Source organism: Methylobacterium sp. W2, from assembly GCF_020662345.1.
Taxonomy (GTDB): Bacteria; Pseudomonadota; Alphaproteobacteria; order Rhizobiales; family Beijerinckiaceae; genus Methylobacterium.
Genome location: NZ_VMOA01000019.1, coordinates 44,434 through 65,532, shown reverse-complemented (window position 1 = coordinate 65,532; position 21,099 = coordinate 44,434). Strand labels below are relative to the sequence as shown.

18 protein-coding genes are annotated in these 21,099 nt (G+C 67.3%); 12 read left to right on the top strand and 6 right to left on the bottom strand.

Annotated features, from left to right (window positions below):
* Nucleotides 1-115 precede the first annotated feature (115 nt).
* Nucleotides 116-1,117 (bottom strand): DUF1775 domain-containing protein, encoded by a 1,002-nt coding sequence (locus FPV16_RS12745; protein WP_227438633.1) that lies wholly within the window; start codon nucleotides 1,115-1,117, stop codon nucleotides 116-118.
* A gap of 42 nt (nucleotides 1,118-1,159) precedes the next feature.
* On the bottom strand, nucleotides 1,160-1,537 hold the full coding sequence (locus FPV16_RS12740; protein ID WP_227438572.1) for a hypothetical protein: 378 nt from the start codon (nucleotides 1,535-1,537) through the stop codon (nucleotides 1,160-1,162).
* 257 nt (nucleotides 1,538-1,794) lie between these two features.
* On the opposite strand from FPV16_RS12740, the gene FPV16_RS12735 reads away from it, so the two are divergent.
* Nucleotides 1,795-3,093, top strand: a complete 1,299-nt coding sequence (locus FPV16_RS12735) for a L,D-transpeptidase family protein (protein WP_227438570.1) — start codon at nucleotides 1,795-1,797, stop codon at nucleotides 3,091-3,093.
* A 119-nt stretch (nucleotides 3,094-3,212) separates the two neighbouring features.
* Here the strand turns inward: FPV16_RS12735 and FPV16_RS12730 are convergent, their stop codons facing one another.
* The gene (locus tag FPV16_RS12730) at nucleotides 3,213-3,665 is read right to left on the bottom strand and encodes a hypothetical protein (RefSeq protein WP_227438568.1); all 453 of its coding nucleotides are present in this window, start codon (nucleotides 3,663-3,665) and stop codon (nucleotides 3,213-3,215) included.
* Nucleotides 3,666-4,030: 365 nt separating this feature from the next.
* On the opposite strand from FPV16_RS12730, the gene glyA reads away from it, so the two are divergent.
* The 11 genes from glyA (at nucleotide 4,031) to FPV16_RS12675 (ending at nucleotide 18,179) form a co-directional block, all read left to right on the top strand.
* Nucleotides 4,031-5,335 (top strand): serine hydroxymethyltransferase, encoded by a 1,305-nt coding sequence (gene glyA / locus FPV16_RS12725; protein ID WP_227438567.1) that lies wholly within the window; start codon nucleotides 4,031-4,033, stop codon nucleotides 5,333-5,335.
* Nucleotides 5,336-5,445: 110 nt separating this feature from the next.
* Complete coding sequence (nrdR, locus tag FPV16_RS12720; RefSeq protein WP_227438631.1) at nucleotides 5,446-6,018, top strand: transcriptional regulator NrdR; 573 nt, start codon at nucleotides 5,446-5,448, stop codon at nucleotides 6,016-6,018.
* Nucleotides 6,015-7,145, top strand: coding sequence for a bifunctional diaminohydroxyphosphoribosylaminopyrimidine deaminase/5-amino-6-(5-phosphoribosylamino)uracil reductase RibD (gene ribD / locus FPV16_RS12715; protein ID WP_227438565.1), 1,131 nt, complete (start codon nucleotides 6,015-6,017; stop codon nucleotides 7,143-7,145). Before nrdR ends, ribD begins: the two co-directional genes overlap by 4 nt.
* A complete protein-coding gene (locus FPV16_RS12710; RefSeq protein WP_227438563.1) occupies nucleotides 7,146-7,781 on the top strand; it encodes a riboflavin synthase in 636 nt (211 codons plus the stop codon). It abuts the gene before it with no gap.
* Nucleotides 7,782-7,990: 209 nt separating this feature from the next.
* Nucleotides 7,991-8,500, top strand: a complete 510-nt coding sequence (gene ribH / locus FPV16_RS12705) for a 6,7-dimethyl-8-ribityllumazine synthase (protein WP_227438561.1) — start codon at nucleotides 7,991-7,993, stop codon at nucleotides 8,498-8,500.
* Between the two features lie 7 nt (nucleotides 8,501-8,507).
* A complete protein-coding gene (gene nusB, locus FPV16_RS12700) occupies nucleotides 8,508-8,987 on the top strand; it encodes a transcription antitermination factor NusB (RefSeq protein WP_027172503.1) in 480 nt (159 codons plus the stop codon).
* Nucleotides 8,984-9,991 (top strand): thiamine-phosphate kinase, encoded by a 1,008-nt coding sequence (thiL, locus tag FPV16_RS12695; RefSeq protein WP_227438559.1) that lies wholly within the window; start codon nucleotides 8,984-8,986, stop codon nucleotides 9,989-9,991. The genes nusB and thiL overlap by 4 nt, the downstream gene beginning before the upstream one ends.
* 178 nt (nucleotides 9,992-10,169) lie before the next feature.
* Nucleotides 10,170-11,180 (top strand): AAA family ATPase, encoded by a 1,011-nt coding sequence (locus FPV16_RS12690; RefSeq protein WP_227438557.1) that lies wholly within the window; start codon nucleotides 10,170-10,172, stop codon nucleotides 11,178-11,180.
* 4 nt (nucleotides 11,181-11,184) lie between these two features.
* On the top strand, nucleotides 11,185-12,099 hold the full coding sequence (locus FPV16_RS12685; RefSeq protein ID WP_227438555.1) for a DUF58 domain-containing protein: 915 nt from the start codon (nucleotides 11,185-11,187) through the stop codon (nucleotides 12,097-12,099).
* Nucleotides 12,100-12,109: 10 nt separating this feature from the next.
* The gene (locus FPV16_RS12680) at nucleotides 12,110-14,935 is read left to right on the top strand and encodes a DUF4159 domain-containing protein (RefSeq protein WP_227438552.1); all 2,826 of its coding nucleotides are present in this window, start codon (nucleotides 12,110-12,112) and stop codon (nucleotides 14,933-14,935) included.
* Between the two features lie 1,159 nt (nucleotides 14,936-16,094).
* Complete coding sequence (locus tag FPV16_RS12675) at nucleotides 16,095-18,179, top strand: hypothetical protein (RefSeq protein WP_227438551.1); 2,085 nt, start codon at nucleotides 16,095-16,097, stop codon at nucleotides 18,177-18,179.
* Between the two features lie 375 nt (nucleotides 18,180-18,554).
* Here the strand turns inward: FPV16_RS12675 and FPV16_RS12670 are convergent, their stop codons facing one another.
* The 3 genes from FPV16_RS12670 to FPV16_RS12660 are packed head-to-tail and all read right to left on the bottom strand — an operon-like array spanning nucleotide 18,555 to nucleotide 21,094.
* On the bottom strand, nucleotides 18,555-19,451 hold the full coding sequence (locus FPV16_RS12670; RefSeq protein ID WP_227438549.1) for an alpha/beta fold hydrolase: 897 nt from the start codon (nucleotides 19,449-19,451) through the stop codon (nucleotides 18,555-18,557).
* A 36-nt stretch (nucleotides 19,452-19,487) separates the two neighbouring features.
* Nucleotides 19,488-19,991: a GNAT family N-acetyltransferase gene (locus FPV16_RS12665; RefSeq protein WP_227438547.1), complete on the bottom strand. Its 504-nt coding sequence runs from the start codon at nucleotides 19,989-19,991 to the stop codon at nucleotides 19,488-19,490.
* Nucleotides 19,988-21,094, bottom strand: coding sequence for a microcin C ABC transporter permease YejB (locus FPV16_RS12660; protein ID WP_227438546.1), 1,107 nt, complete (start codon nucleotides 21,092-21,094; stop codon nucleotides 19,988-19,990). The genes FPV16_RS12665 and FPV16_RS12660 overlap by 4 nt, the downstream gene beginning before the upstream one ends.
* Nucleotides 21,095-21,099 lie beyond the last annotated feature (5 nt).

Below are 21,099 nucleotides of genomic sequence, written 5' to 3'. Positions count from 1 at the left end.
GCGCGCTAAAACACTCCGGCCTATCGAGGCAGAGGAGCGGCGGGTTCTGAAAGAGAAAGAGATGAGACGCGCCTGGCGGAGCCGCCATGCGCGAAGGCAGTCCAGGATTGGACGCTCAGTGCTGGTGTTGGCCGGCTGCTGGTTCGGCCGCTGCGGGCGCGTTCGGCGCCCTGGCGCCAATGGGCCCGACGGCGAAGGTGACCGGTACGGTGCCCGCGCGCTCGAACACCAAACTCCCCAAGATCGATTCGCCGACTTTTGGCGATGCCTTCAGCCCCTCGAACATCAGGTGATAGCTGCCGGGCTTCAGTTCCACGGTCTCGCCGGGCTTGAGGACGAGACCGCCTTCCACCGCGGCCATCTTCATCACCCCACCATCCATGATCATGGAATGGATCGAACCCGATGCAGCGAGGGGAATGGAAGCGGAGATCAGCTTGTCCGCTTGTCTGCCGGTATTGCTGATCCGGACATATCCACCGGCCACGGTAGCGCCGCCGGGCGTGGCGCGCATCCACGGCGTGTCGATGACGAGGTCGCCGGCCTTGATCTGGCCCGAGGACGATGACGCTGCGCGCGACGGTGCTATGGCTTGAGCCGCGACGATGGCGACGCCCGGTGCGGGTGATTTCAACGCATGGGGGTTCTGACCCGAAGCAGGAATCTCGCTCCAGCGGTGATTGCCACTCGTGCAATCCTGCTCGACCGGGAAGTACACGATCGCGCCGGGCGCGAACGCATTGGAGATGCGGGCAAGGAATGTGAATTCGTCGACCTGATCGTCCGGCAATTGGCCGCCGCTCCAGGTGATGGTTTTCACGCCTTGAGAAATGTCGCCGTGATAATAAGGATAGGGCTTCGCGTAGGGACCTTTCTCCGTGGTCACCGTCCAGCCGGGCTTCGGCATCGGTTTAGCGCCAATGACGCCCTCGGGAATCGTAACGCTCACCCGGTTGGTCGGCTCGCCGTTGCACCCATGGGTGACTTGGATCACGCCGCGATAGCTCGCATTCGGGGTTGCCTCCTTGCGCTCAAAGGTGGCGTGAGAGAGGGCGGCGCCGGTGGAGAGGGTGACGAGGAGCGCTGCGGCAAGCTCCGACCGCAATATCCGTTTCATGATGATTGTCCGTGTCTGAAGGGATCGAGGCATCGAAACGCTTCAGGCGGCGGGCGGACCTCGTGGATGGGGGATCGAACCCGGTGGCCCGCGTGCACCGAGGTCGGCCACGTCGCGCCAGATCAGATGGATGACGGATGGGGTTGGCCAGATGATCGCGCTCGAAACGAGCACCGGTTGATCCGTCAAGATGGTCGCGACCGCCGACGTGCAGCAAAGCTTGTGGCCGTCGTGTGACGGACTGTCCGGTCGCTGGGCGGCGAGTTCCCCCTCCATCAGGCCAGAACAAATCGGATCGACGTGACCAGCCGCGGGCAGCGGCATCAGGGTCGCAAGGAAGATCTGCAGCACGAACGCATAGAGCGCGATCACTGCCGTGATCACGCGCCCGCCGCCCGCCGCTGAATCTACCGACATCATCCCTCCAGCGCTTACCCCAACGGACATAATCCCGCCATACCGTCGACGAGCCGCGGCGCAGTGATGTTGCATGTGCGCTGCAGTACAGGACAAGCCCAGATTTAATCTGGCAGCGCCACATTCTAGCCCGGACCGCATGACTTCTTAACTGTGCCCCGACACGTTCGCGGCACAGGACGTTCGGTGGTCGTTCTCCATCACGGCCATTCCCCAACGGCCTCGTGCCGCTTCACAGGTCAGATCAGAGTTTCCGTCCGATGCTGAAACAGGCTTACCCCATCCGCTCACTGGGTCTCGCACTCCTTGCCGGTGTCGCCGCCTTCGCCCAAACCGCCTCGGCGCGGGAGCAGGCTGGTTTCGCTCAGGCGGAATGGGCGCAGGATTACGCGGCTCCCTCGACCATGCAGGTGCAACGTTCCTCGACGCCGATCCTGTCGCCGCAGACGCTCGCGGCTACTGAGCAAATGGTCGAGCGCTACAAGGACATCGTAGCGCGCGGCGGCTGGAGACCGGTCTCCGGCGCCGACCGCCTGCGCATCGGCGGCAAGGGACCTGCAGTGGCGGCCTTGCGCCAGCGTCTCGCGGTGACGGGCGATCTCGACTCCGCGTCCGGCGGATCGAGCGTGTACGACTCCTATGTCGCCGCCGGCGTAAAGCGTTTCCAGGCTCGGCATGGCCTGAGCCAGACCGGGTCCATGAGCCCGGCCACCCAGCAGGCCATGAACGTGTCGGCGGACATCCGCTTGAAGCAGCTGGAGGTGAATGCCGTCCGCCTGCGCTCGTATTCGGGCAATCTCGGCAACCGCTTCGTCATCACCAACATTCCGGCCGCCCTGGTCCAGACGGTGGAGAACGGCCAGGTCGTCACTCTGCACGCCGCCGGCGTCGGCAAGATCGACCGTCAGTCGCCGATCATGAACACCAAGGCGACGCAGATCAATTTTAACCCCTTCTGGACGGTTCCGGCTTCCATCGTGAAGAAGGACCTCATCCCCAAGATGCAGAAGGACCCGAACTATCTCACCGAGAACAAGATCCGCATCTTCACCGGTGAGACGGAGATCTCGCCGGCCTCGGTGAATTGGAATTCGGACGAGGGTACGCGCTACCGCTACCGCCAGGATTCAGGCGCCGACTTCAACTCGATGGGCATCGTGCGCATCAACATCCCGAATCCGCACGGCGTGTTCATGCACGACACGAACTCCAAGGGCGTGTACGGCGACGATTTCCGCTTCATCTCCTCGGGCTGCGTCCGCGTACAAAACGTGCGTGAGTACATAACTTGGCTGCTCAAGGACACGCCCGGCTGGGGCCGTGACCAAGTCGAGCAGGCCATCGAGAGCGGCAAGCGCGTGGATGCGACCCTCAGCACTCCCGTACCGGTTTACTGGACCTACATCACCGCCTGGGCGACCCCGGACGGCTCGGTGCAGTTCCGCGACGACATCTACAAACGCGATGGCGTGAACGTGCCCTCGACCCTCTCGGCCCCGACCCCAGTGGCCAGCGCCGAGCAAGTGCCGAGCTTCGAGCCGGGAGACGAAGAGAACTAGGCGTCCCGCTCCGGATAACGGGGACGGCGTTCAAAGTGAACGAAAACGGCGGGCGCATCTGCGCTTGCCGTTTTCGTATATCGGCTCCCTCCAACGCGTATCTGCCGAGAATCACACGGTCAGGCGCTCTCGCTGGCCAACGCCGTGCGGATGTCCGCCTCTATCCTTCGCACGTACGCCACGGCCTCCGCGGCATCGACGCGCTCACCCGCCTCACCCTCCCAGAAGAACCCGCCGGTTGCGTGAGCGTAAACGGCACCCGCGATCGCGACGCCGGCGATGTTTGCGGTGCCGACATACGAAAACTCGAGGATCTGCGTCCACGGACCGCCCGAGCCCAGCTCCTCGCTGTCTTCGACGAACTCTTCGATGGCCACTTCGTCACCAGGCATGCACTCGAAACCACCTTCGCGTCCTTCCCAGATGGCCGGCAAATGGCCGAACAGGGCATCGATGCGCTCGTGCGGCTCACCCTCCAGGGTCAGCTTGAAGCCGAGTGCATCGATGGCGGCCTGCCACTGACCGATCGTCTCGAGGGGGCGCGTGGCCAGAACGAATGCTGATAGTGACATGGGCTGATCCTTCGAACGTTCCGTCGCGGCAAAATCGGCGACCGCGACACTGGACCCCAGGGATACGAGGGCGAGCTAGAACGATCCGTGTGCATCGCTCTGGATTGCAACTCCTGGTTATGTTCACGATATGTCCCGATGCTGGCAAGGCTGCTTGCGGTCTCAAAACGGAGGGAGCGCGGTCATACGATGTCACGCAGCCGATGCGCACGAGGCAGAAGTTCAAATTTTTTCGACGGCCACGGCAAATTAGCTGCGCTTGGCCTGATCCCGTCGCACGTGTAGTAAATTGCCCATCGAGCGTCCGCCCGCCTTACGCCAGCGGATAACGGACGCCTTCGCCCGTTAAACAATCGAGGCTACCCATGAGCGCCGGTACCGCTGCCGACAAGCACTTCTCGAATTCCTTCTTCAACGCGTCCCTGGCCGACGCCGATCCGGAAGTGGCCAAGGCCGTCAGCCAGGAGCTAGGACGGCAGCAGCACGAGATCGAGCTGATCGCCTCCGAGAACATCGTCTCCCGGGCGGTGCTGGAAGCACAGGGTTCGGTGCTCACGAACAAGTACGCCGAGGGCTATCCCGGCCGTCGCTACTATGGTGGCTGTCAGTTCGTCGACATCGCCGAGAACCTCGCCATCGAGCGTGCCAAGCGGCTGTTCGATTGCGGCTTCGCCAATGTGCAGCCCAATTCGGGCAGCCAGGCGAACCAGGGCGTGTTCATGGCCCTCATGCAGCCCGGCGATACCTTCCTCGGCCTCGATCTCGCCGCCGGCGGCCACCTCACTCACGGTGCTCCCCCGAATGTCTCGGGCAAGTGGTTCAAGCCGATCTCCTACACTGTGCGCCGGGACGACCAGCGCATCGACATGGAGCAGGTCGAGGCTTTGGCCCACGAACACAAGCCCAAGGTCATCATTGCCGGCGGCTCGGGTTATCCGCGTCATTGGGATTTCGCGAAGTTCCGCGAGATCGCTGACGCAGTTGGCGCCTACTTCTTCGTCGACATGGCCCATTTCGCGGGCCTCGTCGCGGCCGGTGTCCACCCGTCGCCGTTCCCGCATGCGCATGTCGCCACCACCACGACCCACAAGACCCTGCGCGGTCCGCGTGGCGGCATGATCCTGACGAACGACGAGGCTCTCGCCAAGAAGTTCAACTCGGCGATCTTCCCCGGCCTTCAGGGCGGTCCGCTGATGCACGTTATTGCCGGCAAGGCCGTGGCCTTTGGCGAGGCTCTGAAGCCTGAGTTCAAGATCTACGCCAAGCAGGTCATCGAGAACGCGAAGGCGCTGGCCGATACCCTGATCACCGGCGGCTACGACATCACCTCGGGCGGGACCGACAACCACCTGATGCTCGTCGACCTGCAGAAAAAGGGCCTGACCGGCAAGGCGGCGGAGGCGGCACTCAGCCGCGCCGACATCACCTGCAACAAGAACGGCGTCCCGTTCGACCCGCAGAAGCCTACCATCACCTCGGGCATTCGCCTCGGCACACCGGCCGGCACCTCGCGCGGCTTCGGCGTCGCTGAGTTCAAGCAGATCGGTGGCTTCATCGTGGAAGTGCTCGATGGTCTGGTGGCCAAGGGCGATGCCGGCGATCCGGCCATCGAGGCGGCGGTTAAGGACAAGGTCCACGCCCTGACCCACCGTTTCCCGATCTACGGCTGAGACGTTCGACGGCGGGTGCACCCGCCGTCACCGACATGATAGAGACGGCCGCGGATCCCCATATCCGCGGCCGTTCTCGTTTTCTCACCAATCAAGCAGGTATCCGCCCGATGCGGTGTCCCTATTGCGGCGGTCCCGATACCCAGGTGAAGGATTCGCGCCCCAGCGACGATTCTGCCGCGATCCGGCGCCGTCGCGTCTGCCCGGATTGCGGTGGCCGCTTCACGACCTTCGAGCGGGTTCAGTTGCGGGAACTTACGGTGCTCAAGCGCTCGGGCAAACGCGTGCCGTTCGATCGCGACAAGCTTCAGCGCTCCATCGGCGTCGCCCTGCGCAAACGGCCAGTCGACCCCGAACGGATCGAGCGTCTGGTCAGTGGCATCACCCGGCAGCTGGAAAGCGGAGGCGAGGCTGAGATCGCCAGCGAGGCGATCGGCGAACTGGTGATGGAGGGTCTCAAGGGTCTCGACGACGTGGCCTATGTCCGCTTCGCATCGGTCTACAAGAACTTTCGCGAGGCCAGCGATTTCAAGGCGCTACTCGGCACCCTTGGGGAGCCCTCCGGCATGGCCCCGCGGCAGGATGATGGAGCAGGCGATGAAGCCTCGTTTGGTGAAGTCTTGCCGAGCGCTGGCCCACCGGCCAAACCTCCGACGAAGCGCGCAACGCGGGTGCGGTCATGACTGTCACTGAGACCAGCGCCGCCCTGGACCGTCGTTTCATGCGCCTCGCCCTGGCGATCGGCAGGCGCAATCTCGGGCGGACTTGGCCCAATCCGTCCGTTGGCGCGGTAGTGGTCGCGGGTGAGAAGGGCAGGGAGCGCATCATTGGGCAGGGCGTGACGGCTCAAGGGGGGCGCCCGCATGCCGAGCCTCTCGCTCTCGCCATGGCCGGCGAGGGCGCGCGCGGGGCGACGCTCTACGTCACGCTCGAGCCCTGCTCGCATCATGGGGCCACCCCTCCTTGCGTCGACGCCATCATTGCTTCGGGGATCACCCGCGTCGTCACGGCAATCGAGGATCCGGATTCCCGAGTGGCGGGCAGGGGCCATGCACGCCTCGCTGAGGCCGGCATCACCGTGACGCAGGATGTGCTCCGCGACGAGGCCGCAAGGGATCATCGCGGCCACGTCACCCGCGTCACGAAGGGGCGCCCTAGCCTGCACCTCAAGCTCGCCCGCACTCTCGACGGTTTCGCGGCCGGCGCGCCGGATGAGCGCCTGCGCATCACCGGCCCTCTTGCCGACGGCGCGGTTCATCTCTGGCGCGCCCATGCCGATGCGATTCTCGTGGGGATTGGAACTGCACGAGCGGATGACCCGTCACTAACGGTGCGGCTGCCCGGCATGTCGCAACGATCGCCGCTGCGCATCGTCCTCGATTCGACCCTTCGGCTGTCGCCGGCCTCTCACCTTGTGCGAAGCGCCCGCGACATCCCGACTCTGGTGGTGACGACACGGTCGGCCCCGATCCATGCCAAGCGAATGCTGGCATCCTTCGGCGTCGAGACGGTTCAGGTCTCAGCCTGCTCACATGGTCGAATTGATCTGTCCGCCGCGCTCGCGCGTCTGGCCGAGCACGGACTGACACGGATCTGCTGCGAAGGCGGTCCCCGCCTTGCCGATTCCCTGGCGGCTGCCGACTTGGTGGACGTCTGTACCCTCGTCACCGGTCCTCGTGCCATTGGCGGAAAAGGCCTCCCGGCCGTCGGCGAGGCGTTAAGGACCCGCCTGCGTGAGTCAGGTTTCGATGTTACCGAAACCCGTGCATTCGGACCCGACCAGTCTGTTACCTACGAACGGAGTGTCTAGATGTTCACCGGCCTGGTCAGCGATGTAGGATCGGTCCTCAGTGTCGAGGGGGATGAGCGTCTGCACCGCATTCGCATCCGGTGTTCCTACGATCCCGCGACCATCGCGCTCGGTGCATCCATCGCTTGTTCCGGACCCTGCCTGACGGCCGTAGCAATAGAGCCTGAGGCCGAGGGCTGCATCTTCTCCGTCGACGCCGCGGCTGAGACCCTTGCGCGGACCACCGTGGGCTCCTGGGCCATCGGCACGCGGCTTAATCTGGAACGCTCACTGAAGATCGGCGATGAACTCGGCGGCCATCTCGTCACCGGGCATGTGGACGGCGTCGCCGAGATCGTCGTGCGCGAGAGCGTGACGGGTGGGACCAGCGATCCGCAATGGGCGCCGAGCGACCGTTTCCTCCTGCGTGCGCCGTCATCCGTATCGCGTTTCATCGCCGAGAAGGGGTCGGTTTGCCTCGACGGCACATCGCTCACGGTCAATTCCGTCGATGGCGACCTCTTCTCGGTCCTGCTCATCCCCCACACTCTGGCAGTGACAACCTGGGGCGAGCGCCGAACCGGTGACCGGCTCAATATCGAGGTCGACCTGATCGCCCGTTACGCGGCCCGCCTGTCCGAGAGCCGCGGCTCCTGACGCGCTGTCTTGTGATACGGCACCCTTCGGTCTATCGCTCGCCCACCGAACGATAGGTCGCCGACCCACCTCTCTGATGCGACCGGTCAAAAGATTTCGAACCGGGCCAACCCGGTCATACTGGGTGGCGACGCCGACGATCCGCGCTCAAGGCTCACTCGTCACGTCCGTGCCGATGTCGCCCTCCGCTACTACAGACAAGGCCCACGATGGTTTCGCCCTCACCCGCCGCCCGCCCGGCACCGCCTACGAACGTGAAGGGCGCGCGCGTCCTCGTGGTGGAAGCGCGCTATTACGACGACATCTCAGATGAACTCCTCGCCGGCGCACAGGGAGCGCTCGACGAGGCGGAAGCCGAGGGCGTCGTCGTGACGGTACCGGGTGCTCTCGAGATCCCCGCCGCCATTGCTATTCTGGTGGAAGAGGCAGCTCGTGCGGGGCAGCCCTACGACGCCGCCGTTGCGCTGGGCTGCGTCATTCGTGGCGAGACCGGCCATTACGACATCGTGGCAACCGAGAGCGCGCGAGCCCTTATGGACCTGTCGGTGACCGGGCGTCTGCCCCTCGGCAACGGCATCCTGACGGTGGAAACCATGGAGCAGGCGCTCGCCCGAGCCCGCGTCTCCGACCTCAACAAGGGAGCAGGCGCCGCGGAGGCGGCCCTGGCCGTCTTGTCGCTGAAACGCGCCGCGGCTGCCGCTCCGGTGGGAGAGGATTGAGAATCTCATGGCCAAGACGATCGAGCGCAGCGGCGCACGCCTCACCGTTGTGCAGGCGCTCTACGAGATGGAAATTTCCGACAAGGGCGTCATCGAAGCGCTCGCCGAGTTCGAGGCCTACTGGATCGGCCGTGACATCGATGGTGTCGAGCAGCCGCCTGCTGAAATCGCTTTCTTCCGCGATCTTCTGCGCGGCGTGGTCGAGGAGCAACGCGCCATCGATCCTCAATTGGACAAGGCCCTGTCCAGCGGCTGGCCTCTGAAACGCATCGAGGCGGTCTTGCGCGCCATTCTGCGTGCCGGAGCCTACGAGCTCATGTTCCGCAAGGACGTGCCGGCACGTGCCGCGATCTCGGAATATGTCGACGTGGCTCACAGCTTCTATGCCGGCGATGAGCCAGGCATGGTCAATGCCGTCCTCGACAAGGTCGCCCGCGAGGTTCGGGGTTCGGAATTCGCTGGGCTTCCTGGTTCCGGGCGCGCTTGAAGACCAATCCCCCCGCCGCCCGCCCGACGGAGGACGGGCTGATCGCGCGCTACTTCGCGCCGTTGGCGGGGTATGGCGCGGATGGGTTGCGGGACGATGCCGCCACGCTGAGGCCGAGTCCCGGCTGCGATCTCGTCCTGACCGCCGACGCGATCGTTGAAGGCGTCCACTACCTGCCCGATGATCCCCCTGCCTCCATCGCGCGCAAGGCGCTCGGGGTGAACCTGTCCGACATCGCGGCGAAGGGGGCGATACCGCGCGGGTTCCTGCTGACTCTCGCCTTGCCCGACGACTGGACCGAAGCCTGGCTCGCCGGATTTGCCAATGGCCTCAGTGAGGCGGCGACGGCGTTCGGCTGCCCACTTCTCGGAGGCGATACCGTCCGCTCGGCCGGTCCCGCCCTCATCGGCGTGACGGCTTTCGGCGAGGTGCCGCACGGCGGTATGGTCCGGCGGATGACGGCCGAGATCGGCGATATCCTCTGCGTCAGCGGTACGATCGGCGACGCGGCCCTCGGTTTACCGCTCCTCGACGGCTCCCAGCCGAAATGGGGCGACCACCTCGGATCGGCAGCGCGCGGCGTTCTCATCGATCGCTACCACCACCCCAGGCCGCGCGTTTCCCTCGCGCCGATCCTACGCCGCCATGCACGGGCTGCGATGGACGTGTCCGATGGACTGGTCGGCGATCTAACGAAGATGCTGGCGGGCGGTGGCCGTAGCGCCGAGATTATCCTCTCCGACGTACCGCTGTCCGATTCCGCACGGGCCGCGCTCGCTCTCGATCCGGGGCTGATCCGCACCATCGTCACCGGGGGCGACGATTATGAGATCCTCTGTGCCGTGGCGCCGAACTACGTCGATGGCTTCATCGCCGAGAGCCTTGCCGTCGGCATTCCGATCGCACGGATAGGGACGGTCGTGGCCGGCGATCGAGCGCCCGTCTTCCGTCGGCCGGACGGCAGCGAACATGCCTTCACGACACGGTCGTTCAGCCACTTCTGATCGCTTGCACGCTGCTGGCGAGAGCGCTCACGAACCGGCAAAACACCTGCGTCGTCGCGTCGACCTTGCCAGCGTCTCGAAAAGAACGCCACACTCAGTCCCAAAGTGGCCGTCAGGCTAGATGCATGTGCTGCTCTGGTCCGGTCTATCGGCGAAGCGGCAAACCGGGATCGAACGCATGACTTCAGGCTCCACATCGGCCCCGGCCACCTCCCTCGACGACGGCATCGTCGCCACAGCGGAGGCGTGTCTCGGTCAGGTGGGACAGGCCCGTGACGCCATTCACAAGGTCATCTTCGGCCAGGAGAAGGTGGTCGACCTCGCCCTCATCACCATCCTGGCCGGTGGCCACGGCCTCCTCGTCGGCCTGCCGGGCCTCGCCAAGACCAAGCTGGTGGAGACGCTCGGCACCGTGCTCGGGCTCGACGCCCGGCGCGTGCAGTTCACCCCCGACCTGATGCCCTCCGACATCCTCGGTACCGAGATCCTCGACGAGGACCAGGATCGCCGCCGCTCCTTCCGCTTCGTGCGCGGCCCGGTCTTCACGCAATTGCTGATGGCCGACGAGATCAACCGGGCCAGCCCACGCACCCAATCCGCGTTGCTGCAGGCGATGCAGGAGAATTTCGTCTCGGTGGCCGGTGAGCGCCACGACCTGCCGCGCCCGTTCCACGTGCTGGCGACGCAGAACCCCATCGAGCAGGAGGGCACCTATCCGCTCCCCGAGGCGCAGCTCGACCGTTTCCTGCTCGAGATCGATGTCGGCTATCCCGACCGCGCCGCCGAACGCCGGATCCTCATCGAGACCACGGGCGTCGGAGACCATAGCCCGCAGGCGGTGATGTCCACGGAGGCGCTTCTCACGGCGCAGCGCCTCGTGCGCCGTCTGCCCGTGGGCGATGCGGTGGTCGATGCGATCCTCGACCTCGTCCGCTCGGCCCGTCCGGAGGGAGGGGATCCCTCCCTGAAGGGCAAGCTTCTGTGGGGCCCGGGGCCGCGCGCCAGTCAGGCGCTGACACTGGCCGTGCGCGCTCGCGCCTTGATCGAAGGCCGTGTCGCACCCTCGGTGGCTGACGTGAAGGCGCTGGCGGAGCCCGTGCTCAAACACCGGATGGCCTTGAGCTTTGCGGCACGCGCCGATGGCGAGACGGTGCCGGGGCTCATCGCCCAGCTGGCCGCGAAGCTCTAGCCGCATGATCGCGACCCGGGTTCTCGACGCGGCCCAGCGCGCTCCTGGGCGACACGAGACCGAAGGCGCGCTCTCCCTTGCCGAGCGGATGCCGCGTCTGATCCTCGAATCGCGCCGCGTATCCTCGACACTCGCGCACGGCCTGCACGGCCGACGCCGGGCGGGGCAGGGGGAGAGCTTCTGGCAGTTCCGGCCCTTCGTGGCGGGCGAAGCGGCGGCGCGGGTGGATTGGCGCCGCTCCGCCCGCGACGACCGGCTCTACGTGCGCGAGCGCGAATGGGAGGCGACCCACAACATCTGGTTCTGGATCGACCGTTCCGCCTCGATGGGGTTCTCGTCGAGCCTCGGGCAGGGGCCGAAAGTCGAGCGCGCCCTCGTGCTCGGCCTCGCCGTCGCCGATGCCCTGGTCGAGGGGGGCGAGCGGGCGGGGCTGCTCGGTCTCACCAGAGCCACCGCCTCACGCCGCATCGTCGAGACGATGGCGCAGGCTTTGGTGGCCGAAAAGGCCGGACTCGTGCAGGACATGCCGCCGCGCGCCACGCTGGGCCGCTTCGACGAGGCGATCCTCGTCAGCGATTTTCTCTCGCCGCTTGAACAGGTTAGAGAGGCGGTGGGCTCCCTGGCGGGCTCCGGTACGCGCGGTCATCTCGTCATGGTGGTCGACCCGGTGGAGGAGACCTTTCCCTTCGCCGGCCAGGCGGTGCTGCACGACCCCGAGACCGGGTCGAGCCTCGATATCGGTGACGCGGCGGCCTGGGGCACGGCCTATCGCACCCGCATCGCCGCGCACCGGGATGGCCTCGGCGAGATTGCACGCGCCCAGGGCTGGACCCTGACGATCCACCGCACCGACCGGCCGGCGAGCGAGGCGGCCCTGCGTCTCCTCACGCTGGTCGCCTCCGCGCGCGGGACGGGGTGAGGAGCAGCGCATGTTCGGATTGCCCCTGACCTTCGCCGCGCCACTGGCCCTCGCGGCGCTTATCACCTTGCCGGCATTGTGGTATTTGCTGCGGGTGACGCCGCCGCGACCGCAGCGGATCGAATTCCCGCCCCTGCGGATCATGGCCGATCTCGTGGCCAAGCGCGAGACGCCGGCGCGGACCCCGCCCTGGCTGCTGATCCTTCGGATGATCGCCGCGGCCTGCCTGATCCTTGCGGTGTCGGGGCCGGTCTGGAACCCGTCGGGCACCGGCGCGACCTCGGGCCGGACGCCGCTCATCGTCATGATCGATAACGGCTTTTCCGCCGCGCATGATTGGCGCGCGCGGATGCGGGCCGCCACCGACGAGATCGAGGCCGCCTCTCGGGACGGACGCCCCGTGGCGGTGATCGCCCTGGCCGACGCCCCGGCGGCTGTTGAGGCGAAGACGCCCGCCGCCGCCCTCGACCGGCTCCGGGCCGTTGCGCCGCGCTCCCATCTACCGCAACGCGACGGCCATTTGACCGCCATCGGAGCGTTCTTCGACCGCCATCCGACGGCCGCTCTGGTCTGGATCACCGATGGCGTAGCGGGCGCCGCATCCGACGCGTTCGGCAAGGGCCTGTCCGAGGTGCTGAACAAGGCCGGCGCCCGTCTGACCATCCTGCGTGCCGACCAGCCCTCGGCTCTGGCGCTCGCCGCGGCCGAGAGCGGCGGCAAGCTCACCGCCCATGTCCTGCGCGCCTCGGCCAATGGCCGCAATGCCGGCCTCGTCCGTGCCCTGGACCAGAAGGGCCTGCCCCTGGCCGAGCACGATTTCCGCTTCTCCGAGGGGGCCACCGAAACGGAGGTCACGTTCGAGCTCCCCGTAGAGCTCCGCAACGGCATCAGCCGTCTCGAGATCGCCGCCGAGCGCTCGGCCGGTGCGGTCACGCTGATGGACGAACGAGGCAAGCGCCGCCGGGTCGGCCTGGTCTTCGGCGGTACCAACGATCAGGCCCAGCCGCTCCTGGCCCCGACCTACTATCTCTCCCGCGCGCTGACCCCCTTCGCCGGCGTCCAGGAGGCACGCGGGGCCAAGGGGGTCGCCGAATCCGTCGGGCAGCTCCTCGACAATCAGGTTTCGGTTCTGGTGCTCGCCGATGTGGGCGCCCTCGACGAGGCGACCATGCGCCGGGTGGCGAGTTTCGTGGACGAGGGCGGCCTGCTGCTGCGCTTCGCCGGGCCGCGCCTGGCGGCCGGCAACGACCCCCTGGTCCCCGTGCGCCTGCGCCGGGGCGGCCGGACCCTCGGCGGCACCCTGTCCTGGGACAGCCCCAGGACGCTCGCCACCTTCGCACCGGAGAGCCCGTTTGCCGGACTGGTCCCGCCGGCGGATATCGGGGTGCGCCGCCAGATCCTCGCGGAGCCGGATGGCGACCTGCCGGGCCGGACCTGGGCCTCGCTTCAGGACGGGACGCCCATCGTCACCGCCGAGAAGCGCGGCAAGGGGCAGGTGGTCCTGTTCCACGTCACCGCCGATACGACCTGGTCGAACCTGCCGCTCTCCGGCCTCTTCATCGACATGCTGCGCCGGGTCGTCGCCCTGTCGGGCAGTGCTTCGCCGAACGGAGGGGAGGGGTCGACGCGGCCCGCCGCGGCCGTCCTGGCGCCGCGTCTCACCCTCGACGGTTTCGGGGCGCTGGGCAGCCCGCCTGCCGGTGCCACGGCGGTGCCGGACGATTACGGCGAGCGCGCCAGCCTCGAACACCCGGCCGGATTCTACGGCCCCACGGACGGTGGCGTCGCGGTGAACGCGCTCAGGCCCGACGACCGCCTGAAACCCCTCGACCTGACGGCCTTCACCGATGCCCGTACCGGGTCTCTCACCGGCGGAGACACCCTCGACTTGCGCGCCACGCTGTTTACCCTGGCGCTGATGCTCCTAATCCTCGACACCCTCGCCGGCCTCTGGCTCGGCGGCTTCTTCAACCGGTCGCGCGGGGGGCTGTTCGGCCGCTCCGCCGGACGCGCGGCGGCGGTGCTCATCGTCGCCGCCATCGGCATCGCTGGTGCGCCGAGCGGCACGCATGCGCAGGAGGCCGCGCGGCCGAACGCCTTCGACTCGGCCCTCGCCACCCGCCTCGCCTACGTCGTCACTGGCGACGAGGCGACGGATACGGCGAGCCGCGCCGGGCTCACCGGCCTGACCCAGATGCTCGCCAGCCGGACGGCCCTGGAGCCAGGCGACCCGATCGGCATCGATCCGGGCAAGGACGAGCTCGCCTTCTATCCGATCATCTACTGGCCCATCGTCGCCAGCCGCCCGCAGCCGAGCGAAGCCGCGATCCGCCGGATCGATGCGTTCATGCGCAATGGCGGGACGGTCCTGTTCGACACCCGCGACGCGCTCACCGCGCGGCCGGGCGGCCCGCCCTCGCCGGAGGGGGCATATCTGCGCAAGATGCTCTCCACGCTGGAAGTCCCGGAATTGGAGCCCGTTCCGGCCGACCACGTGCTCACCAAGGCATTCTACCTCGTGGACAATTTTCCCGGCCGCTACGCCACCGGCCAGACCTGGGTCGAGACCCTGCCGCCCGCCGGCGACGGGGCCGAACGCCGTCCCGCCCGGGCCGGCGACGGCGTCTCCCCCATCGTCATCACCGGCAACGACCTCGCCGCCGCCTGGGCAGTGGGCAAGCGCGGCGAGGCGCTCTACCCCATCGTCGGCGGCGACCAGCGCCAGCGCGAGATGTCGTTCCGCGGCGGCATCAACCTCGTCATCTACACGCTCACCGGCAACTACAAGGCGGATCAGGTCCACGTCCCGGCCCTGCTGGAGCGGTTGGGACAGTGATGATTTTTGAGACTGGCTGTTGGCTCAATGGGTTCGTCCCTACCCCCTCTGCGTGGGATGGGGTTCACACCGGCCGCACGAAGCGCGGGTCCCCTCTCCTGGAAGGAGAGGGACAGGGTGAGGTGTGTGACCTTTCCGGAGAGACCTCTCACCTCACCCCAACCCTCTTCTTCCAGGAGAGGGGGCCTGGCGCGCCTCGTATCGACGTCTCGGCGGACCTGCTCCGCGGCTTCATCCCTTCGCCCGCTGCTGGCTCCCGTTGTCAGGCAGGTCGTGGGAAGCGCGGGTTCCCTCTCCTGGAAGGAGAGGGACAGGGTGAGGTGTGTGACCTTTTCGGAGAGACCTCTCACCTCACCCCAACCCTCTCCTTCCAGGAGAGGGGGCCTGGCGCGCCTCGTATCGACGCCTCGGCGGATCTACTTCGCGGTCTCATCCCTTCCCCCGCTGCTGGCTCCCGTTCTCAGGCAGGTCGTGGGAAGCGCGGGTTCCCTCTCCTGGAAGGAGAGGGACAGGGTGAGGTGTGTGACCTTTTCGGAGAGACCTCTCACCTCACCCCAACCCTCTCCTTCCAGGAGAGGGGGCCTGGCGCGCCTCGTATCGACGCCTCGGCGGATCTACTTCGCGGTCTCATCCCTTCCCCCGCTGCTGGCTCCCGTTCTCAGGCAGGTCGTGGGAAGCGCGGGTTCCCTCTCCTGGAAGGAGAGGGACAGGGTGAGGTGTGTGACCTTTTCGGAGAGACCTCTCACCTCACCCCAACCCTCTCCTTCCAGGAGAGGGGGCCTGGCGCGCCTCGTATCGACGCCTCGGCGGATCTACTTCGCGGTCTCATCCCTTCCCCCGCTGCTGGCTCCCGTTCTCAGGCAGGTCATGGGAAGCGCGGGTTTCCTCTCCTGGAAGGAGAGGGACAGGGTGCGGTGTGCGATCTTTCCGGAGATGGACCACACCTCACCCCGACCCGCCCTTTCCAAGCGACCATGAGTGATATCCTTCCCTCCGACCTCATCCTGAGGCGCCGGAGCGCAGCGGAGGCCTCGAAGGAGACTTCCCGTCCGCTCGGCGCGTGCTGGAAGGCTCCTTCGAGGCCCGCCATGCGGGCACCTCAGGATGAGGTGGTCTGGCGGGAGAGCACTAGAATTCAAAACCTGGAGGCCGCTAGCCCATGCTGAGCCTCAGCTTCACGCCGCTCATCCCGTGGCCAGTCATCGCGGGCTTCGGTGTGCTGGTGGCGGTCTTCGTCGTTCTCGCCTTCGTGGCGCGGGGGCGCACGGCGATCCTGCGGGCGCTGGCCCTCGGGCTGGTGCTGCTGGCCATCGCCAACCCGTCCCTGGTGCGCGAGGACCGCGAGCCGGTGAAGGACATCGCGGCCGTCGTCGTCGACCGGTCGGGGTCGCAATCCCTCGGCGACCGCCCGGCCGTGACCGACACGGTCCGGGCCGAATTGCAGCGGCGCTTCGGGGCGCTCACCAACATCGAGCCGCGCTTCATCGACGTGCCCGACGCCAAGGACGGCGATGACGGCACCAAGCTGTTCACGGCGCTGTCCCAGGGCCTCGCCGACGTCCCGCCGGACCGCCTCGCCGGTGTGGTGATGCTGACGGACGGCGTGGTCCACGACATCCCGGCCTCCGTCGCGGCGCTCGGCATCAAGGCGCCGCTCCATGTCCTCGTCACCGGCCATCCCGACGAGCGCGACCGGCAGATCAAGCTGATCGAGGCGCCACGCTTCGGCATCGTCGGCCGCGATCTCACCATCCGCGCCGAGGTGATGGAGCGGGGCGGCACCGGCAGCGCCACCGTCACCGTGCGCCGCGACGGCGAGGAGATCGGGCGCCGCACCTTCCCCACCGGCCAGCCGTTCTCGCTCACCACCAAGATCGAGCATGGCGGTCCCAACGTCGTGGAGATCGAGGTCGAGCCGCTGCCCGGCGAATTGACCACGATCAACAACCGCGCCGTGCTGCCCATCGAGGGCATCCGCGAGAAGCTGCGCGTGCTCCTCGTCTCCGGCGAGCCGCACCAGGGCGAGCGCACCTGGCGCAACCTGCTGAAGTCGGACGCCAACGTCGATCTCGTCCATTTCACCATCCTTCGGCCTCCGGAGAAGCAGGACGGCACGCCGATCTCCGAACTTTCGCTCATCGCCTTCCCGACGCGCGAGCTGTTCGTCCAGAAGATCAAAGATTTCGACCTCATCATCTTCGATCGCTACGCCAACCAGAGCGTGCTGCCCTCGGCCTATTTCGACAACATCGTTCGCTATGTCCGCGACGGCGGCGCGCTCCTCATCGCGGCGGGGCCGGAATTCGCCTCGTCCGCCAGCCTCGCGCGCACCCGGCTCTCCCAGATCCTGCCGGGCGAACCCAACGGCCGTGTGGTCGAGCAGCCCTACAAGGCGACGCTGACGGGCACCGGCACCCGCCACCCGGTCACCCGTGCCCTCCCGGGATCGGAGGCATCGCCCCCCGCCTGGGGTGACTGGCTGCGCATCGTCTCGGCCCAGACCAAGGCGGGGGTGCAGCCGATCCTGCAGGGGCCGAACGCCCTGCCGCTCCTTGCTCTCTCGCGGGAGGACAAGGGGCGTGTCGCCCTGCTCCTGTCCGACCATGCCTGGCTCTGGGCGCGCGGCTACCAGGAGGGCGGTCCCTATCTCGATCTGCTGCGCCGCCTCGGCCATTGGCTGATGAAGGAGCCGGCCCTCGAAGAGGAGGCCCTGCGGGCCCAGACCACGGGCCATGGCCGCGAGGTCCGCGTCGAGCGCCAGACCATGGCCGAGACCACCGACCCCGTCACCGTGAAGGGGCCGACCGGACCGGAGCGGACGCTCACTCTCACGGCCGGGGAGCCCGGCCTGTTCAGCACGACGTTCGAAGCGGCGGAGCTCGGGCTGCATACCTTGCGCTCCGGCTCGCTCATCGCCTTCGTCAGCGTCGGGCCGCCGAACCCGCGCGAACTCACCGACGTGTTCAGCGATACCGAACGTCTGAAGGCCATGGCCGAGGGGACGGGCGGCTCGATTCGACGGATCGCGGATGCCGGCGGCGGCACGGTGGTGCCGCGCCTGCAGGCCGTGCGCAGCGGGCGGCTCGCCGGCGCCGACTGGATCGGCTTCCGTCCGAGCGACAGCGCCGTCATTCGCGGCGTCGAGGTCTATCCCCTGGCGCTGGGCCTGTGGGCGTTGGTGGCGCTGGCCGGAGCGGTGCTGGCGATGTGGCTGGTGGAAGGTCGGCGCGGGCGGGCGGCGTAACCGCCGGACGGTTTTTTCAGCCGCAGGACGCGTCCCTCATCCCCTTGTGGGCCTACCGGATTCACCCATCCGCTCGACGGCTGTTACCTCCACTAAGGTTGGACGAAAGGAGCGACGCGCTCCCTCTCCTGGAAGGAGAGGGCTGGGGTGAGGTGTGGTCCATCTCCGGAAAACTCACACACCTCACCCTGTCCCTCTCCTTTCAGGAGAGGGGACCCGTGGTGCCCGCGGGATGTGTGGATATCGTAGCCCTCACGGCGGAAGTTAAGAGTGGGGGGCCACTGGCCTTCGCACCCTGAGGGGGCACCCAACCACCCCCACCTCCAACTCCTCCCCACAGGGGAGGAGGGCCGCGTCGTGAACCGTTTGCGAACTTTACCCCACTAACCGCCCGAAAAACCGCGCGATCTCCGCTGCCGCCGCATCCGGCGCCTCCCGGTGCGGGAAATGGCCGACGCCCTCGAACGGGGCGAGGTCGAGATCCGAGAAGGTTTCGCCGAGACGATCCGTCCAGGCATAAGGGAAGAGCGGGTCGCGCGTACCCCAGCGGATGCAGGTCGGTACGGTGATCGGCGGCAGCGACGGCGCTTCGCCGCGGATCATGGCGAGCCGCCCCTCCTGTGCGCTGACGTACCAGTTGAAGCCGCCCTGCAGGTTGCCGGGGGCCATGAAGTTATCGACGAACGCCTCCAGCACGTCATCGAACGCGGCCGGGTTTCCGCCGGCCCAGTGGCGCAGGAAGTGGCCGATATAGAGCCGGCAGGCCTCGCGCGACGTGCCGATCGTGGCGGCGGCGAACGGGTTGACGTGGAAGGACTGGTACCAGATCTCGGCGAGCATCTCCGGGGCCGCGAGGCGCGGGCCGATGCCGGGATAGGGGCAATTGAAGAAGAACAAGCCCGTGAGGCGCTCCGGCACACGGCGCCCCAGCGCCTGCCCGACATAGGCGCCGACATCGTGGCCGACGAACCCGGCGCGCTCGATCCCCAGAGCGTCGAGAAGCCCGGCCACATCCGCCGCGTGGACCTCCGCCCCGGCCTTGTCCGAGGGTTCGGCATCCGGCTTCTCGCTGTCGCCGAAGCCTCTCAGATCGGGAACGATCAGCTCGAACCGGTCGGCGAGGCGCTGCATCACCGGCTCCCAGGTGAGCCAGAATTCCGGCCAGCCATGGAGCAGGACCAGGGGCGGTCCCTTGCCGGCGGAGGCCACATGCAGGCTGACGCCGTTCACCCCGATCGTCCGGTGTGTGATGGAGTGGTTCGATCCCGTCATTCGTCGCTCCCGCTGAGGCGCTCGATGCCCAACGGGTCAACGCGGACGGACGGCGCTCACGTTCCCCGACACGGTGTCGAGGGCGCCCGGTCTGAGTTCGAGCCAGAGGAAGCGCGCGGGGTCGACCGGTCCCGGGGGCAAGAGGCGGCCGGGCGGCACGGGCGTGAAGCCGAAGCGGCGGTAATAGGGCGCGTCGCCCACCAGGACCACGACCCCGTGTCCGCCGGCCCGCGCGGCGTCGAGGCTCGCCCGCATCAGCGATCCGCCGATGCCGCGCTTCTCGAAGCTCGGATCGACCGTGAGCGGTCCGAGCACCAGGAGCGGCCCGCCGGCTTCCGCCGGGCCGACGCGGACCGAGCCGACGAGGTAGGTGCCGACCAACGCGGTAAAGCAGAGATCCGCCATCGGCACGGTGCCTTCGCGCAGGCGATAGGCAGTGCGGGCGAAGCGTCCCGGCCCGAAGGCGCGGGCATGCAGGCGGTCGATGGCCTCGGCATCGCCCGGCCGCTCGGGCCGGATGACCAAGGGCAGGCTGGTCATGTCGCCCGCGCCGAGAAATCGATGCGCGGGTCGATCCAGGTGTAGATCAGGTCGGAGAGCAGGTTCACCGCCAGCCCCATCAGCGAGAAGATGTAGAGCGTGGCAAAGACGATCGGGTAGTCGCGCCCGACGATGGCGGTGAAGGACAGGAGCCCCAGCCCGTCGAGGGAGAAGATCGTTTCGATCAGCAGGGAACCGGCGAAGAAGGCCGAGATGAAGGCGCCGGGAAAGCCCGCCACCACGATCAGCATGGCGTTGCGAAAGACGTGGCCATAGAGAACGCGCCGCTCGGTGAGGCCCTTCATCCGCGCCGTCATCACGTATTGCTTGCGGATCTCGTCGAGGAACGAGTTCTTGGTGAGCAGGGTCGAGGTGGCGAAGGCGCCGAGCACCAGGGCGGTGAGCGGCAGCGTCATGTGCCAGGCGTAATCGACGATCTTGCCCCAGAGGGTGAAGCTCTCCCAGCCCTCGCTGGTGAGACCGCGGATCGGGAAGACCTGCAGGAACGAGCCGCCGGCGAACAGGATGATGAGGGCGATGCCGAACAGGAAGCTCGGGATGGCGTAGCCGACGATCACGATGCTGGAGGTCCACAGGTCGAAGCGCGAGCCGTCCTTCACCGCCTTGCGGATGCCGAGCGGGATCGAGATCGCGTAGGACAGGAGCGTCATCCACAGGCCGAGGGAGATCGAGACCGGCAGGCGCTCGCGGATCAGCTGCAGCACCGAGACATCGCGAAAATAGCTCTTGCCGAAATCGAAGGTGGCGTAGTCCCACAGCATCTTGGCGAAGCGCTCGGGCGCCGGCTTGTCGAAGCCGAATTGCTGTTCGAGTTTCTTGATGAAGGCCGGGTCGAGCCCCTGCGCGCCGCGATAGCGCGAGCTCGCCTCCGAGCCGCCGCCGGCCGAGCGCCCGCCGCCGCCGAGATCGCCGGCCCCGCCGGTGACGCGGGACAGGCTGCCCTCGTTCTGGCCCTGCAGCTGCGCCAGCACGCGCTCCACCGGGCCGCCGGGGGCGAACTGGACGATGACGAAGGTGATGAGCATGATCCCGAAGATCGTCGGGACCATAAGGGCGATGCGGCGCAGGATGTAGGCGAGCACGTGTG